The organism is Microvirga pudoricolor (assembly GCF_016892705.1).
Lineage (GTDB): Bacteria > Pseudomonadota > Alphaproteobacteria > Rhizobiales > Beijerinckiaceae > Microvirga > Microvirga pudoricolor.
Window position 1 is genome coordinate 359,417 of record NZ_JAFEMB010000003.1, and the last position, 16,378, is coordinate 375,794.

Genomic DNA, 16,378 nt, shown 5'->3' on the forward strand with positions numbered 1-16,378 from the left:
CGGATCGCTCCGGGCCTCAACATTGTCTCGCGTGCCAGCTTATTCCTCGTCCTCGTCGTCGCGCTTGAGCTGCTTGAGCTTGGCGAAGACCGAGTTGACGTCGATCTCTTCCTCGGCGGGCCGCTTGGGCGCGCTCATATCGGCGAAGGGCTCGCTGCGCTCTTCCTGGGCGGTCGTCACCTCGGCGGGCATGAGGGTACCGCCGGTGTCCTGCGTCTCGTATTGCGGGCGGTCCTTGGCGGCGCGCTGCACCTCGAAGTCGAGGTCGATCTGCGAGCACAGGCCCAGCGTCACCGGGTCCATGGGCGAGAGGCTGGCGGAGTTCCAGTGGGTCCGGTCGCGCACCTGCTGGATCGTGGACTTGGTGGTGCCCACGAGGCGCATGATCTGCGCGTCCTTGAGCTCGGGATGGTTGCGCACGAGCCAGAGAATGGCGTTCGGGCGGTCATGGCGGCGGGACACGGGCGTGTAGCGCGGGCCCTTCTTGACCTGCTTACGCTCCGGAAGCTTGACCTTGGACTCGGCCAGACGAAGGCGGTGATCGGGATTGTCCTGCGCCTTCTCGATCTCCTCGCGGGTGAGCTGGTTCGTGGTGATCGGGTCCAAGCCCTTGATCCCGGCCGCGACCTCGCCGTCGGCGATGCCCTTCACCTCGAGGGGATGAAGCTTGCAGAAATCGGCGATCTGGTCGAACGACAAGGACGTGTTCTCGACGAGCCAAACGGCCGTCGCTTTCGGCATCAACGGACCTTGGGACATGGGCGAACCTCCTGGTGGCCGGGCGCTGGACGGGGAGCGCCGCACGGCAAAACTCTCTTGCGCTCCGAACCGGCTGGTCCGGAGCATCTCGTCTCACGATGTGAGGGAAACGCGATCATTATAAGGGCGGTGTCCCGATGTTGCAAACTTTATGGGCGTCAATTTCTAGACCTTGAGCACGATCTTGCCGATGTGGCCGCCCTCGTCCATGCGGGCATGGGCCTTGGCCACATCGTCGAGCGGAAAGGCCGAATCCATCACCGGGCGGCAGCGTCCGTCCGCCAGAAGCGGCCAGACCTGCGCCTCCAGGGCCTGGGCGATGGCCGTCTTCTCCGAGACCGGCCGGGGACGCAGGGTCGAGCCGGTATGGGTCAGGCGCTTCACCATGAGCCGGGTGAAATCCACCTCGGCCGTGCCGCCCTGGAGAAAAGCGATCTGGACGATTCGCCCGTCACGGGCGGCGGCCTCGTAGTTGCGGGGGATGTAGGGCCCGCCCACCATATCGAGGATCAGGTTCGCGCCCTGGCCGCCGGTGGCGTCCTTCACGGTCGCGACGAAATCCGTCGTCCGGTAGTTCACCGCCACGTCCGCGCCGAGCCCCCGGCAAGCGTCGCACTTGCTCTCGCTCCCGGCGGTGGCGATCACCTTGGCGCCGAAAGCCTTGGCCAGCTGGATCGCCGTGGTGCCGATGCCCGAGGTGCCGCCATGGACCAGGAAGGTCTCGCCCGCCTTGAGACCACCACGTTCGAACACGTTGGACCATACCGTGAAGAAGGTTTCCGGCACCGCCCCCGCCTCCTCGACCGTGAGGCCGTCCGGGACGGGCAGGGCATTGCTCTCATGGGCGATGGCGTAGTCCGCGTAACCGCCGCCGGGCACGAGGGCCATGACCGTCGTGCCCACCGGAAACCGGGCCGCGCCCTCGCCAAGGGCCACGACCGTGCCGGCGATTTCCAGGCCCATGATGTCGGGCGCGCCGGGGGGAGGGGGGTAGCGCCCCTCGCGTTGGGCGATGTCCGGGCGATTGATGCCCGCCGCCGCCACCTTGACCAGGATTTCGCCCGACCCGGGCCGCGGCACCGGACGGTCGACGATCCGCAGCACCTCCGGTCCGCCGGCGCCCTGGGCGATGACGGCCCGCATGGTCTCCGGAATTTTTGCCATGGTTTTCGCTTTCCCTGATTCCACCGTGAGCGGGTTATAGGGCGGCGGGAAGGCCGGCCGAGGATCCGCGTCGGGTCGGGTATGCCGGAAAGAGGGTCCTCTTTGCGGAAAAGTGCCCTAACCTCTTGAGGCCATCGAGGAGAACAACGCCATGGCTTTCGATCCCTTCGCCGACGAGCCCGCCAGAACCGCCGCGGGACACGAGATCGGTCAGGATCTGTCCCTGCTGTCGATCCATGAACTCGATGAACGGGTCGAACTCCTGGAGAGGGAGATCGGCCGGCTGAAAGAGGCCAAGGCCAGCAAGGAGACCTCCCGCGACGCCGCCAGCGCGATCTTCAACCTGGGCTCCACGTGACGGCCGCGTCGCCATCCCGGCCTTAACGTTAAGATCGGGTTACCGGAGCGCCCCCGCCTGCAAGCCTCTATAGTGATCCCGTGACGATGTCCCAGGCGGGCGGCCTGGGCGAATTTCCGGGAGGCGGTGGGTGAGCGAACCCGATGTGATCACGCTGAGTCAGGATCCGGTTCGGTTCGGGCGCAACTTCGTGCGCTCGGAGGCGTTCCGGGCCCTGTTCCAGGAGGGCATGGAGCTTGTCGAGGAGACGGCCGCCTATCTGGACGGGCAGGGGCGAGAGGATTCCAGAGGCCTGCCCCGGGGCGCGGTGGTGGCCTATGCGAGCGAAAGCATGCGGCTGACGACGCGCCTGATGCAGGTCGCGTCCTGGCTGCTCCTGCAGCGCGCGGTGGCCGAGGGCGAGATGTCGCCGGGCCAGGCCCAGGCCGAGCGCAACCGGGTCCGGCTGCCCTCCGGAGACACCACGACGTCAGTGGACGATTTCGAGGCCCTGCCGGCCCGCCTGCGCGAGCTGATCGGCTTCGCGGCCCGGTTCCAGGCGCGGATCATCCATCTGGAGCAGCTGATCACGGACGGCGAGGCGGCCAAGCCCAGGGCCTGCGACGCCAATCCGGTGGCCGTGCAGCACTCCCTGCTGGCCCGTGCTTTCGGGGGGCTGGACCGCGTGGGGGCCGATTGAGCGGCTCCATCGAGGACAGACAAAGAAAAAGCCCTGCGTGAGCAGGGCTTTTTTGCAGGGAGCCGGAGGGGCTCGACCGGCTTACTTCTTGCCGAAGGCCATGTTGCCGAACTTCGAGTTGAAGCGCGACAGGCGGCCGCCGCGGTCCAGCAGCTGCTGGGTGCCGCCGGTCCAGGCCGGATGGGTGTTGGGGTCGATGTCGAGGTTGAGGGTGTCGCCCTCCTTGCCGTAGGTCGACCGGGTCGTGAACTCGGTGCCGTTGGTCATCACGACCTTGATGTAGTGGTAGTCCGGGTGTTCCGTGGGAGCCTTAGCCATTGCCATGTCCTTTCGCGGTCTGCCGATACGGCGACCTGCCGCCTTAGGTCGAACCTGTTCTTGAAGATTGCGCGCCTATACCTCACTTGGAACCCTGAAACAAGCCGCCATGAAGGTGGTAAGGCCTCGTTCGGCTGAAAACACCTGATTCGAAAGTTCCATGGCCGCAACCCGCGACACCCCGTCCCGCGCCAAGGCGCCCCTCGGCTCCCTCCGGCCGCTCGTGCCTTACGCGCTGGCCTATAAGGGCCGAATCCTGGCGGCTCTTCTGGCGCTTATCGCGGCGTCCGGCGCCACCCTGGTGATGCCCATCGCGGTGCGGCGCGTGATCGATTTCGGGTTCTCGGAAGAAGGCCGGAGCCTCATCAACGCCTATTTCGGCATGCTGCTGGTGATCGTGGGCGTCCTGGCAGGCGCGAGCGCGCTGCGCTATTACTGCGTCATCACCCTCGGCGAGCGGGTCGTGGCGGACCTACGCGCCGCCGTCTTCCGCCGCCTGACGATCCTCGACCCCGCCTTCTTCGACCGGTCGAAGACCGGCGAATTGGTCTCGCGCCTCACCGCCGACACCACCCAGGTCAAGATGGCCTTCGGGGTCAGCATCTCCATCGCGCTGCGCAACGCCATGCTGTTCATCGGCGCCGCCGCCTTGATGATCGTCACGAGCCCCAAGCTCTCGGCCCTGGTGCTCATCGCGATTCCCGTCATCGTCCTGCCCCTCGTGATGTCGGGCCGGGCCGTGCGCCGCCGCTCCCGGGCCGCGCAGGACCGGCTGGCGGACGCCTCCGCCTATGCGGCCGAGGCGGTCGGCGCGGTGCGCACCATGCAGGCTTTCGGCATGGAGGGCGCCACGGCCGCGCGCTTCCAGGGCGCCGCCGAGGAGGCCTTCGAGGCGGCCCGGCTGTCCACCACCATGCGGTCCTATCTCACGGGCGTGGGGCTGTTCCTGGTCTCGGCGAGCGTGGTGGGCGTGCTCTGGTACGGGGCCCAAGGGGTCATGGCCGGCACCATGACGGCCGGCACCCTGTCGCAATTCGTGCTCTACGCGGTCTTCGCCGCGAGTTCGCTCGGCCAGCTCTCGGAGGTCTATGGCGAACTCGCCCAGGCGGCGGGCGCCGCCGAGCGTATCGGCGAGATCCTGGCCACCGAGCCCGCCGTCGCGGCACCGCCCAAGCCGAAGCCTCTGCCGGAGCCGCCGCTCGGCACCATCGCGTTCGAGAATGTGGGCTTCTCCTATCCGACCCGACGCGAGCAGTCGGCCCTGCACGGCCTGACCTTCCGGGTCGCCCAAAGCGAAAGGGTCGCCCTGGTGGGGCCGTCGGGCGCGGGCAAGAGCACCGTCCTGCAGCTGCTCCTGCGCTTCTACGATCCCCAAGAAGGCACGATCCTGGTGGATGGCGTTCCGGTGAACGAGGCCGACCCGGACGCGCTTCGCGCCCGCATGGCTCTCGTGCCGCAGGAATCGACCATCTTCGCCACGACCGTGCTGGAGAACATCCGCTACGGCTCCCCGGACGCCACGGAGGAGCGGGTGCGCTCTGCTGCGGCGCTCGCCTCGGCGGACGGCTTCATCCAGGCCCTGCCGAACGGCTACGACACGATTATCGGCGAGCGCGGCGTGACGCTCTCAGGCGGCCAGCGCCAGCGCATCGCGATTGCGCGCGCCATCCTCAAGGACGCCCCGATCCTGCTCCTCGACGAGGCGACCTCGGCCCTCGACGCCGAGAGCGAGCGCAAGGTGCAGCAGGCCCTCGACCGGCTCATGGAAGGCCGCACCACCCTGGTCATCGCCCATCGCCTCGCCACCGTCCGGTCCGCCGACCGCATCCTGGTGATGGACCACGGCCGGATCGTCGAGGAGGGCACCCACGAGGCGCTCCTCGCCAAGAGCGGCCTCTACGCCCGCCTCGCCCGGCTCCAGTTCACGGGGGACGAGGGGCCGGCGCAAGCGGCGGAGTAAGGCCAAGCTCGAACCATCGACGCTCACGCTTGTTGGTTTGGCGCCAGCCAAGCCTGGCATTTTTCCGCCAGAGGAGAAATCCCATGCCCGACAGCATGAGCAAGAAAGCCCCCCAGGACGCTTCCCGCATCAACATGAACGAGGATTGGGAGGTCCGTTACTGGACTGGCAAATTCGGCGTGTCCAAGGAGCAACTGGCCGACACCGTCAAGCGGGTCGGGGTCAGCGCCTCGGCGGTCGCGAAGGCGCTGGGGAAATCTTAATTCCAACCCTCGACCTCATCCTGAGGAGCCGCGAAAGCGGCGTCTCGAAGGAGGGCTCGGAGAACACTGGACATATCCTTCGAGACGAATTGCTTCGCAATTCCCTCAGGATGAGGTCAGAAACACGCAAAACTTAGTTTCTACCGTTCCGTGAGCTTCAGCTCGATGCGGCGGTTGCGGGCGAAGGCCTCGTCCGTGGCGCCCAGATCCAGGGGCTGGTACTCCCCGAACCCCGCCGCGACGAGGTGCTGGGGCGCTATACCCCGCGCGGCGAGCGCCTGCACCACCGCGATGGCCCGGGCAGCCGACAGGGCCCAGTTGGACGGGAATTGCGGGGTCGCGATGGGGCGGTTGTCCGTGTGGCCGTCCACGCGGATCACCCAGGGGATATCGGGCGGGATCTGCCGCTCCAATTCGACGAGCGCGCTGGCGATGCGGTCGAGTTCGCCCGCCGCTTCCGGCCGCAGGTTCGCCTGGCCGGCCGGGAACAGCACCTCCGACTGGAACACGAAGCGGTCGCCCACGATGCGCACGTCCTGGCGGTTGCCGAGGATCTGGCGCAGGCGGCCAAAGAAGTCGGAGCGGTAACGGGCCAGCTCCTGCACCCGCTGGGCCAGGGCCACGTTCAGCCGGCTGCCGAGATCGGCGATGCGGGCCTGGCTGTCCTTGTCGCGGGATTCCGAGGCCGAGAGGGCCTCCTCGAGCGCCGCGAGCTGGCGGCGCATGGCGGCGATCTGCTGGTTGAGGATCTCAACCTGGCTGAGCGCCCGCCCGGTCGCCTGTTTCTCGGCGTCGAGGGCCGCGTTCAGCTCCCCGGCCTGGGCCTGCTGCGAAGCGCCGCTCTCGATGAGGCCTTGAAGGCGGGCGCGGTCGGCCTCGGCTGCCTGAAGGGTCGTCTGGAGAGCGTTGATGCTGTCCTGGGCGGTGCGGCGGCCGGAGCGTTCCAGGGCCAGAAGATCCGTCAGCTCGGAGATTTGGCGGTTGAGCCGGTCGAGCACCGTGCTCTGGCCCGACAATTCGCGGGACAGGAAGAACTGGCCGATCATGAAGATCGAGATCAGGAACACGATGGCAAGCAGCAGGGTCGAGAGTGCGTCGACGAAGCCCGGCCAATAATTGATCTCGCTCCGGCCGCCCCTGCGCCGTCCGCCGCTGGCCATGGGCATCAGGGCAGCCTTTCACGGGACAGGCGGTCGAGCACCTGCTTCAGCTCCCGTTCACGGGTGGCTTGAGCCTCGACCCAGTCGCGGATCATCTGCTGCTCGGAGCGCATGTGCTGGACGAGGCCCTGCACGCCCTCGGCAAGGTTCGCCATGGCCTGGGTGGAGGCGCGGCCCCCGGCGCCGTCGTTCACGGCGGCGGTGAGGCGGTTGAGCGCGAGCGCGAGATCGTTGGAGGTGGTTGGGCGGTTGTTCAGGTCCACCGGAGTGTCCTGGGTCGAGACCGCGAGCCAGTCCTCCAGCTCGGTGTAGAAGCGGTTCTGCGCCTGGCCGGCCTGAAGGTCGAGGAAGCCCAGCACCAGGGACCCGGCGAGGCCGAAGAGGGAGGCCGAGAAGGACAGGCCCATGCCCTGGAGCGGACCGGCCAGCGAATTCTTCAGCTCGTCGAACAGCACGTTCGCGTCCTGGCCCGTGCGCAGGGACGCGATGATGCGTCCGACCGAGCCCACGGTCTCGATGAGGCCCCAGAAGGTACCCAGCAGGCCCAGGAAGATCAGGAGGCCCGCGAGGTAGCGCACGATCTCCCGGCTCTCGTCGAGGCGGGCGCCCACGGAGTCCAGGAGCGAGCGGGTCGCCGTGACGGACAGGGCGGAGCGGTTCGACCGGTTGCCGATGAGGGCCGCCATGGGGGCCAGCAGGGTCGGGGTCTCCGGCAGCGCGATGCCGTCCTCGGAGCGGTGCAGGGCATTGACCCAGTGGATCTCGGGATAGAGCCGCCAGGCCTGCCGGATCGCCAGCACGATGCCGATGACCATCACGCCGAGAATGAGAGCGTTGAGGCCGGGATTGGCCAGGAACGCTTCCAGGATCTGCTTGTAGAGAATGAAGGCGATGAAGCCCGCCAGCACCAGGAAGACCGCCATGCGGATCAGGTAGATGCGTGGCGGTGTCAGGGGTTGGGAGTTCATCTCCGGCGCGCTCATCCTGTTACGTTACGGGCGTTACTGTGACGGCCCGACCGCCTGGGATCAAGCACAGCCGGGCGTGGCTCTTGCGCCAACAACAGGAATATGGGGCGAGGGCTCAGCTTTTCGCCTTCTTGAGAAGCTTGAGCAGCTCGCGGTGGGTAAACTCGTTGCCGCAGGCGATGGAGCGCTTCAGCAGCGGGTCAGGGCCGCCATCGGCGTCGGACACGTAGCCGCCCGCCTCCCGGATCAGGATGATTCCGGCCGCGATGTCCCAGGAATTGAGGCCTCGCTCCCAATAGGCGTCGAGGCGGCCGCAGGCCACATAGGCCAGATCCAGCGCCGCAGCCCCCCAGCGGCGCATGCCGCCGGCCTCGCCCATGACGGCGGCGGCCTCCCGCAGCCAGAGGCCGTGGTCGCCCTTGCCGATATGGGGCAGGCCGCAGCCGATGGCGGCGTCGTCCATGGCGTTGCGGGCCGCCACGCGGATGCGGCGGTTGTTCAGGAACGCGCCCTTGCCCTTCTCGGCGATGAACATCTCGTCCTTGGCCGGGTCGTAGACCACGCCGGCCACGATCTGGTTGTCCCGCTCCAGGCCGACCGAAATGGCGAAATGGGGCAGGCCGTGGAGAAAGTTCGTCGTGCCGTCCAGCGGGTCGATGTGCCAGCGGTGGTCCGGGTCGGTGCCGTGCACGACGCCGCTCTCCTCCATCACGAATCCGTAGCCCGGACGGGCCTTCTCCAGGGCCTCGCGCAGGATGCTCTCGGCCTTGCGGTCCGCCGCCGACACGAAATCGCCGGGGCCTTTGCGAGACACCTGCAGGTTCTCGACCTCGCCGAAATCACGCTTGAGGGAACGCGAGGCCTTCATCACGGCATCGGTCATGACGGTCATGAGGGGCGAGCGGATCATGGTCGGGCGGTCCTGGTCGAAGAGCGGGAGAGGGGTGGGTGATGATCACGGCAGCGCGCGCGCGTCAAGCGCGGCAGGGGTAGAATTACCGGGCGCCCAGCCGTTCGGCGGCGAGTTTCTCGGCCCGGGTGCGGTCCTCCGCGCTCATGTCCTTGAGGGCGTTGTCGAGCCAGGCGTCGTTGAGGCCCTGGCCGGCCGCGATGAGCTGCCAGGCGGCCGCGTCGACCTTGTTCTGCGGCACGCCCCGTCCCGCCGCCAGCATCCGGGCGAGGCGGTTTTGGGCGATGGCGTTGCCCTTGGCGGCGGCGCGGCGGAAGTAGCGCGCGGCTTGGGCCTCGTCGGCCTTCACGCCATCCCCGTTGAAAAGCAGGATCGCGTACTCGACCTCGCCCACGGAGCTGCCGTTGCGGGCCGCGCGCTCGAAATAGCGGGCGGCTTCCTTCGGGTCCTTGGCCACGCCCCGACCGCGCAGGTAGAGGACCCCCAGGGCATGCTGGGCGTCCGCGATCTCGAAATCGGCGGCCTTGCGCAGGAGCGCCGCGGCCCGCTTCAGGTCGGAATCGGCATTGCTGGTGAGAAGCAGCAGGGCGAGGTTGTGGGAGGCCGTGGGTTCGCCCTTGGCGGCGGCCTCTTCGAGCCAGGCGCGCCCCTGCGCGGGGTTCTTGTCGATGCCGCGCCCGTCCAGGGCCATGAGCCCGAGCGACGCCAGGGCGTGGGCGTCGCCCTGCTTGGCGGCGAGCTGATACCAGCTCGCGGCCCGCTTCGGGTCCATGGGGACGCCGAGGCCCTGGTTGTAGATTTCCCCCAGGAGAGTCAGGGCCGAACCGTCATTGGGGTTCTTCTCCAGGCGCAAGGTCGCCTCGCGCAGGGCTGTCACGTAGAGGCCACGCTGATAGGCGCCGTAAGCCAGGTCCGGCTCGGTCGCGGCGAGGGCCACCCCGGAGGAGAGGGCCAGGGCCAGGAGGGCGGCGGAAAGGCGCACCATCAGGCGCGGGCCTCCCGTTCGGCGAGGCTCTTCACGGCCGCCTGGACGGCCTTGGCGAGTCCTTCGGAATGCGACCAAACCGCATCGCCGAGGGCGACGAACTCGATCCCGGTCTCGGACAGGGCCGCCACGTCGTCGAGGCTCGGCGCGAAGGCGACGCCCGGCGTCTCGAAGATTTCGGCCCACCAGGCCGCCCGTTCGAGGGTGGACTCGAAGGCGGGCAAGGATCCGTCGGGGCGGGGCTCGCCGAAGAGCAGGTAATCGACCCCGGCTTCGCCCAGAACCATGGCGTCATCCTTGGTGCGGATTCCGCCGACCCCGATGGCGCGCTCGCCCTTCAGGCGCTCGCGCAGCTCTCGGACCGAGGTTCGGGGGCCGGTCAAGTGGACCCCGTCCGCGCCGCCCCGGGCCGCAACCGTGGCGAGGTCGGCCTCGCCCTCGACGCTCACGATGGCGGCGGCCCCATGCTCCTGCACGGCGGGCACCAGGGCCTTGACCTGGTTGATGAGGCCCCGCTCGTCGGACGGCGCCAGGCGCAGCAGCACGGCGGCCACGTCCCCGGCCGCGCAGGCTTCAGTGAGGCGGGGCGCGAAGGAGGCGTCGTCCAGGAGGGGTGTGATGAGATAGAGGCGGGAGGCGGGCTCGGCCATGTTCCGTCGTGGGGTCAGAGAATAGGACAGGGCTGTTCTAATGAAAACGGGGCCGTCTTGCGAGGCCCCGTTTTCTCGATGACGATTGCGGCGAAAGCCGGGTCGGGTGAAGGAGCGTTTCCTAGGGCCCTCATGCTCGGGCCAAGGTCTCGCCTCGAAGCCTCATCCTGAGGGAATTGCGGAGCAATTCGTCTCGAAGGATGTGGCGTCTCCAGTGCTCTCTGGATCATCCTTCGAGACGCCCGCTGCGCGGGCCCTCAGGATGAGGGCACTGGAGGTGCAGGCTTCTACTCGGCGGCCTGGCGGCTGGCGCCGAACTTCGGGTCGAGTTCGCCCGAGGCGTAGCGCTTAGCCATCTCGGCCGGGGTCAGGACGCGCTTGATCTTGGAGGCCTGGCCGGCGGTGTTGAACTCCTGCAGGCGCTGCTTGCAGAGCTTCGTCATCGCCTCCATGGCGGGCTTCAGGTACTTGCGCGGGTCGAACTCGCCGGGGCTCTCGGACAGGATTTTGCGGATCTGGCCCGTCATGGCCATGCGGTTGTCCGTGTCGATGTTGATCTTGCGCACGCCGTTCTTGATGCCGCGCTGGATCTCTTCCACGGGCACGCCCCAGGTCGGCTTCATCTGGCCGCCGTACTGATTGATGATGTCCTGGAGGTCCTGCGGCACCGAGGACGAGCCGTGCATCACCAGATGGGTGTTCGGGAGCTTCGCGTGGATCTCCTCGATCACCTTCATGGCGAGGATGTCGCCGTCCGGCTTGCGGGTGAACTTGTAGGCGCCGTGGGAGGTGCCCATGGCGATGGCGAGCGCGTCGACCTTGGTCTCGGCCACGAATTTCACGGCCTCGTCCGGGTTGGTCAGGAGCTGGTCGTGGGAGAGCTTGCCCTCGGCGCCGTGACCGTCCTCGGCCTCGCCTTCGCCGCTCTCCAGGGAGCCCAGAACGCCGAGCTCACCCTCGACCGAGATGCCGCCCAGATGGGCCATCTCGGTGACCTTGCGGGTCACGCCCACATTATAGTCCCAATCGGCCGGGGTCTTGCCGTCGGCCTTGAGCGAGCCGTCCATCATTACGGAGGTGAAGCCCGCCTGGATGGCGGTCATGCAGGTGGCGGCCTCGTTGCCGTGGTCGAGATGCACGCAGACCGGGATCTGCGGATAGATCTCGGTGACGGCGTCCATCATGTGCTTGAGCATGACGTCGTTGGCGTAGGAGCGCGCGCCGCGGGAAGCCTGGATGATGACCGGGGCGTCGACCTCGCTGGCGGCCGCCATGATGGCCAGCGCCTGCTCCATGTTGTTGATGTTGAAGGCGGGCACGCCGTAGCCTTCTTCGGCAGCGTGATCGAGGAGCTGTCTTAAGGTAATGCGGGCCACGTCGTCCTCCTGGTTGTTGCGCGTTCGAGCCGGCTGTGCGGCCCCTTGATCGTTTTAGGCTTTCAGGGCGTCCACGCCCGGCAGCGGCTTGCCTTCGAGCCATTCGAGGAAGGCGCCGCCTGCCGTCGATACATAGGTGAAATCGTCCGCCACGCCAGCATGGTTGAGGGCCGCGACCGTGTCGCCGCCGCCCGCCACCGAGACGAGCTTGCCCTCCTTGGTGCGCTGCGCCGCATGGCGGGCCGCCGCCACCGTGCCCTGGTCGAAGGGCGCGATCTCGAAGGCCCCGAGCGGGCCGTTCCAGACAAGCGTCTTGGCGTCGTTGATGGCCGCGTTCACGCGCTCCACCGATTGCGAGCCCACGTCGAGGATCATCTGGTCCTCGGGGATCGCGTCGATGCCGTAAGTGTGATTGGCGGCACCCGCCTTGAATTCGTAGGCGCACACGCCGTCGACCGGGAGGATGATGGCGCAGTTGGCCTCGCGGGCCTTGTCGATGATCCGCTGGGCGGTGGCGGCCAGGTCCTTCTCGGCCAGCGACTTGCCGATGCCGAGGCCTGTCGCGTGCACGAAGGTGTTGGCCATGCCGCCGCCGATCACGAGGGCGTCGACCTTGGTGACGAGGTTTTCGAGCAGGTCGATCTTGGTCGAGACCTTCGCGCCGCCCACGATGGCGACCACGGGCCGGGCCGGAGCCTCGAGGCCCTTGGACAGCGCTTCCAGCTCGGCCTGCATGGTGCGGCCCGCGAAGGCCGGAAGCGCGCGAGCCAGCCCCTCGGTGGAGGCATGGGCCCGGTGGGCCGCCGAAAAGGCGTCGTTCACGTAGAGGTCGCCGAGCTTGGCGAGTTCGGCCACGAAGGCAGGGTCGTTCTTCTCCTCGCCCGCGTGGAAGCGGGTGTTCTCGAGCAGCAGCACGTCGCCGTCCTTGAGGGCCGCGACGGCCTTTTGGGCGGGCTCGCCGACGCAGTCATCCGCGAAGGCCACCGGCTGGCCGATATGCTGGGAAACCGCTTCCGCGACCGGCTTCAACGATTCTTTCGGATCGCGGCCCTTGGGCCGCCCGAAATGGGCGAGCAGGATCACCCGCCCGCCCTTGTCGGCGATTTCGCGGATCGTCGGCACGACGCGCTCGATGCGCGTCGCGTCGGTGATCCGGCCGTTTTCCATCGGGACGTTCAGGTCCACGCGCACGAGGACGCGCTGGCCCTTCAGGCTGGCTTGGTCGAGAGTCTTGAAGGGTGCAGCGGTCATGGTGGCCTCGGGTCGGAACGGTCTTCGGCGAAACGGCTCTAGATCAGTTTCGCCATGGCGACGGCGGTGTCCGCCATGCGGTTCGAGAAGCCCCACTCGTTGTCGTACCAGGACAGCACGCGCACGAAGTTGCCCTCCATGACCTTGGTCTGGTCGAGGTGGAACACGGAAGAGTGCGGATCGTGGTTGAAGTCCGACGAGACGTTGGGCTGGTCCGTGTAGCCCAGGATGCCCTTGAGCGGGCCGTCGGCCGCCGCCTTGATGGCCGCGTTGATCTCCTGGACGGAGGTGTTCTTCTTGGCCACGAACTTGAAATCGACCACGGACACGTTCGGGGTGGGCACGCGGATCGACGAGCCGTCGAGCTTGCCGTTCAGCTCCGGCAGCACGAGGCCCACGGCCTTGGCGGCGCCGGTGGAGGTCGGGATCATGTTCAGGGCCGCCGCGCGGGCGCGGTAGAGGTCCTTGTGCATCTGGTCGAGGGTGGGCTGGTCGTTCGTGTACGAGTGGATCGTCGTCATGAAGCCCTTCTCGATGCCGATCGTGTCCTGGAGCACCTTCGCGACGGGCGCGAGGCAGTTCGTGGTGCACGAGGCATTCGAGATGACGAGGTGGTCCTTGGTCAGCTTGTCGTGGTTGACGCCGTACACGACCGTGAGGTCGGCGCCGTCCGCCGGTGCCGACACGATGACGCGCTTGGCGCCCGCCGTCAGGTGCGCGGAGGCCTTGTCCTTCGAGGTGAAGATGCCGGTGCATTCCAGCGCGATGTCGACGCCGAGTTCCTTGTGCGGCAGAGTCGCCGGGTCCTTGATGGCCGTGACGCGGATCTTCTGGCCGTTGATGACGAGGTTGTCGCCATCGACCTTCACCTCGGCCGGGAAGCGCCCGTGGACGGAATCGAAGCGGAGCAAGTGGGCGTTCGTCTCGATGGGGCCGAGGTCGTTGATGGCCACGACCTCGATGTCCTTGCGGCCGCTCTCCACGATGCCGCGCAGGATGTTGCGCCCGATGCGCCCGAAGCCGTTGATGGCAACCTTCACCGTCATAATCTGTCTCCCTTGAGCAAAATCCGGTCCGAGAGGACCCCGAACGTTTAGAGGTTATGCGTCCTGAGCACCTTCTCGGCGACGGCCTCCGCCGTGATGCCGAAGTACTTGTAGAGGTCCTTATAGGGCGCGCTGGCCCCGAAGCCGCTCATGCCGACGAAGATTCCGTCCGAGCCGATGACCGCGTCCCAGCCGAAGCGCACGGCGGCCTCGACCGCGACCTTGACGGGCGCATCGCCGATGATCCGCTTCTTCACGTCCTCGGGCTGGGCCAGGAACAGGTCCAGGGACGGCACGGAGACCACGCGGGCCGGGAAGTTCTTCTCTTCCAGCAGCTTCTGGGCCGCGAGCGCGATCTCGACCTCGCTGCCGGACGCGAAGATCGTGGCGCGGGCCTTCTCACGCGCGGGCGAAAGCTCGTAGGCGCCGGTGGCCGAGCGGTTGTCGGCGCCGCCCTCCTTGCGAACCTGCGGCAGATTCTGGCGGGTGAGCGCCAGGAGGCTCGGGCCGTCCGTGCGCTCGAGGGCGAGCTGCCAGCACTCGGCGGTCTCGATGGCGTCGGCAGGGCGGTAGACCCGCATCTTCGGCATGGAGCGTAAGGAGGCCAGGTGCTCCACGGGCTGGTGGGTCGGGCCGTCCTCGCCGAGGCCGATGGAATCGTGCGTCATCACGTAGACGACCGGGATCCCGGCGAGCGACGCGATGCGCATGGCGGGGCGGGCATAATCGGCAAAGACCAGGAAGGTCGCGCCCGCCGGAATGATGCCGCCATGGAGCGCGATGCCGTTCATGGCCGCCGCCATGCCGTGCTCGCGGATGCCGTAATGGATATAGCGGCCCGCGTATTGGCCGGGCGAGATCGCCGTCAGGTTCTTGGTCTTGGTGTTGTTGGAGGGCGTCAGGTCGGCGGAGCCGAGCACCAGCTCCGGCACGGCCTCGGTGATGACTTCCAGGGCGATTTCGCTCGCCTTGCGGGTCGCGACGTTCTGGGGCTCGGCCAGAAGCTTGTCCTTCAGCTTGGCCACCGCCTCGGCGAGCGCCTTGGGGCGTTCGCCCCCGATCCGGCGCTCGAACTCGGCGCGCTTGTCGGGCGACAACGCGGCGAGGCGATCCGCCCATGCCTTGCGCTGACCCCCGCTCTTGCGGCCTGCTTGGCTCCAGGCATCCTTGATGGGGGCCGGGATCTCGAAGGGCGCGTGGGTCCAGCGATAGGCCGCCTTGGCGCCTGCCATCTCCTCGGCGCCCAGGGGCTCGCCGTGGGCCTTGGAGGTGCCGGCCTTCTTGGGAGCGCCGTAGCCGATGGTGGTCTTGGCCGCGATGAGGGTGGGGCGGTCCGAGGCCTTGGCGGCCGCGAGAGCCTCCGCGATCGCCTTCGGATCGTGACCGTCGACCCGCACGGCGGCCCAGCCGGCAGCCTCGAAGCGCTTCACCTGGTCGACCGAGTCGGAGAGCGACAGGGGGCCGTCGATGGAAATGCCGTTGTCGTCGAAGAGCACGATAAGGCGGTTGAGCTTCAGGTGGCCCGCCAGCGCGATGGCCTCGTGGCTGATGCCCTCCATGAGGTCGCCGTCGGAGGCGATCACGTAGGTGTGGTGGTCCACGAGATCGTCGCCGTACTCGGCGTTGAGCATCCGCTCCGCGATGGCCATGCCGACCGCCGTGGCGATGCCCTGGCCGAGGGGTCCGGTCGTCGTCTCGACGCCCGGCGTCATGAAGTTCTCGGGGTGGCCCGGGGTCTTGGAGTTGAGCTGGCGGAAGCGTTTCAGCTCGTCGATGGTGACGCCTTCGACGCCCGTCAGGTGGAGGAGGGCGTAGATCAGCATGGAGCCGTGGCCCGCCGAGAGCACGAACCGGTCGCGGTCGGGCCATTTCGGGTCGGCGGCGTCATATTTCAGGAATTGCGTGAACAGGACGGTGGCCATGTCGGCCGCCCCCATGGGCAGGCCCGGATGCCCCGACTTGGCTTGCTCGACGCCATCCATGGCAAGGACGCGCACGGCGTTCGCCAGATCGGCGTGGGGGATGCGATCGGCGGAAACGGTGTCAGTCACGGCTCGTGATCCAAAGGTCTGGAGCGGCCATCCCACGTGAGGCTGGCCGGTGGGGAAGGATTGGGGCTCCCTTAACACGGGGCTATGCCGAGTCAAAGGCTGGAGACGGACGATCTCCTTAAGAACCGTTGCCGCTACGGCCGGGGAGGCCTAGTGTCGAAGCCGATTCCCGGAGGCATGATGAGTTCGCGGCTCGACGATGCGTTGAAACGGCTGGACGGCGCGCTGGGCCTGCTGGAGGCGTCCATCGCGCGCCGCCTGGAGGCGGAGCGCAGCCGCGGCAGCCTGGAGACGGAGCTTCAGATCATGCAGGACGACCGGGCGCGCCTCGCCGTGGAGCTCGACGGGGCCCTGACCCGCCTGGCCCGCTTCGAGGCCGTGACGGACGATGTGGGCCGCCGGGTGGCGTCCGCCATGGGGGCGGTGCGGGGCGTTCTCGAACGGGCCCGGGCTCTCGAGCCCCAGGACGGCTGAGGAGGC

17 protein-coding genes are annotated in these 16,378 nt (G+C 67.8%); 5 read left to right on the forward strand and 12 right to left on the reverse strand.

All coding sequences use genetic code 11. The features are described from left to right. Positions 1–39: 39 nt before the first annotated feature. Positions 40–759, reverse strand: coding sequence for a DUF1013 domain-containing protein (locus ILT42_RS13300; protein WP_204216093.1), 720 nt, complete (start codon positions 757–759; stop codon positions 40–42). Positions 760–924: 165 nt separating this feature from the next. Then, positions 925–1,923 (reverse strand): NAD(P)H-quinone oxidoreductase, encoded by a 999-nt coding sequence (locus ILT42_RS13305; RefSeq protein WP_204216094.1) that lies wholly within the window; start codon positions 1,921–1,923, stop codon positions 925–927. 151 nt (positions 1,924–2,074) lie between these two features. On the opposite strand from ILT42_RS13305, the gene ILT42_RS13310 reads away from it, so the two are divergent. Next, positions 2,075–2,281, forward strand: a complete 207-nt coding sequence (locus ILT42_RS13310; RefSeq protein ID WP_204216095.1) for a DUF1192 domain-containing protein — start codon at positions 2,075–2,077, stop codon at positions 2,279–2,281. Positions 2,282–2,411: 130 nt separating this feature from the next. Then, on the forward strand, positions 2,412–2,960 hold the full coding sequence (rcdA, locus tag ILT42_RS13315) for a protease adaptor protein RcdA (RefSeq protein ID WP_324617735.1): 549 nt from the start codon (positions 2,412–2,414) through the stop codon (positions 2,958–2,960). Positions 2,961–3,041: 81 nt separating this feature from the next. Here the strand turns inward: rcdA and rpmE are convergent, their stop codons facing one another. After that, on the reverse strand, positions 3,042–3,278 hold the full coding sequence (gene rpmE / locus ILT42_RS13320) for a 50S ribosomal protein L31 (protein WP_204216096.1): 237 nt from the start codon (positions 3,276–3,278) through the stop codon (positions 3,042–3,044). Between the two features lie 160 nt (positions 3,279–3,438). Here rpmE and ILT42_RS13325 point away from each other — a divergent pair, with 160 nt between their 5' ends. Then, entirely contained in the window at positions 3,439–5,238 is a 1,800-nt protein-coding gene (locus ILT42_RS13325; protein WP_204216097.1) for an ABC transporter transmembrane domain-containing protein, read from the forward strand. An 83-nt stretch (positions 5,239–5,321) separates the two neighbouring features. Further along, entirely contained in the window at positions 5,322–5,501 is a 180-nt protein-coding gene (locus tag ILT42_RS13330) for a DUF3606 domain-containing protein (RefSeq protein ID WP_204216098.1), read from the forward strand. A gap of 140 nt (positions 5,502–5,641) precedes the next feature. Here ILT42_RS13330 and ILT42_RS13335 read toward each other — a convergent pair whose 3' ends face one another. From ILT42_RS13335 to tkt, 9 genes are all read right to left on the reverse strand, one after another. Further along, a complete protein-coding gene (locus ILT42_RS13335) occupies positions 5,642–6,661 on the reverse strand; it encodes a peptidoglycan -binding protein (RefSeq protein ID WP_229428657.1) in 1,020 nt (339 codons plus the stop codon). Positions 6,662–6,666: 5 nt separating this feature from the next. Then, a complete protein-coding gene (locus ILT42_RS13340; protein ID WP_204216100.1) occupies positions 6,667–7,629 on the reverse strand; it encodes a hypothetical protein in 963 nt (320 codons plus the stop codon). Positions 7,630–7,744: 115 nt separating this feature from the next. After that, positions 7,745–8,539: an inositol monophosphatase family protein gene (locus ILT42_RS13345; RefSeq protein ID WP_204216101.1), complete on the reverse strand. Its 795-nt coding sequence runs from the start codon at positions 8,537–8,539 to the stop codon at positions 7,745–7,747. 85 nt (positions 8,540–8,624) lie between these two features. After that, on the reverse strand, positions 8,625–9,524 hold the full coding sequence (locus ILT42_RS13350) for a tetratricopeptide repeat protein (RefSeq protein ID WP_204216102.1): 900 nt from the start codon (positions 9,522–9,524) through the stop codon (positions 8,625–8,627). After that, on the reverse strand, positions 9,524–10,174 hold the full coding sequence (locus tag ILT42_RS13355) for a thiamine phosphate synthase (RefSeq protein WP_204216103.1): 651 nt from the start codon (positions 10,172–10,174) through the stop codon (positions 9,524–9,526). The genes ILT42_RS13350 and ILT42_RS13355 overlap by 1 nt, the downstream gene beginning before the upstream one ends. 287 nt (positions 10,175–10,461) lie before the next feature. Next, the gene (gene fba / locus ILT42_RS13360) at positions 10,462–11,550 is read right to left on the reverse strand and encodes a class II fructose-bisphosphate aldolase (RefSeq protein WP_204216104.1); all 1,089 of its coding nucleotides are present in this window, start codon (positions 11,548–11,550) and stop codon (positions 10,462–10,464) included. Between the two features lie 54 nt (positions 11,551–11,604). After that, a complete protein-coding gene (locus tag ILT42_RS13365) occupies positions 11,605–12,801 on the reverse strand; it encodes a phosphoglycerate kinase (RefSeq protein WP_204216105.1) in 1,197 nt (398 codons plus the stop codon). Between the two features lie 38 nt (positions 12,802–12,839). Continuing rightward, a complete protein-coding gene (gene gap / locus ILT42_RS13370; RefSeq protein WP_204216106.1) occupies positions 12,840–13,847 on the reverse strand; it encodes a type I glyceraldehyde-3-phosphate dehydrogenase in 1,008 nt (335 codons plus the stop codon). A 47-nt stretch (positions 13,848–13,894) separates the two neighbouring features. After that, positions 13,895–15,829: a transketolase gene (gene tkt / locus ILT42_RS13375; RefSeq protein WP_229428658.1), complete on the reverse strand. Its 1,935-nt coding sequence runs from the start codon at positions 15,827–15,829 to the stop codon at positions 13,895–13,897. Between the two features lie 222 nt (positions 15,830–16,051). Between tkt and ILT42_RS13380 the strand changes: the two genes are divergently transcribed. Next, positions 16,052–16,372 carry a DUF4164 domain-containing protein gene (locus tag ILT42_RS13380; RefSeq protein WP_204216107.1) on the forward strand — a complete coding sequence of 107 codons (321 nt, stop codon included), beginning with the start codon at positions 16,052–16,054 and terminating at the stop codon, positions 16,370–16,372. The last annotated feature ends 6 nt before the right edge of the window (positions 16,373–16,378 follow it).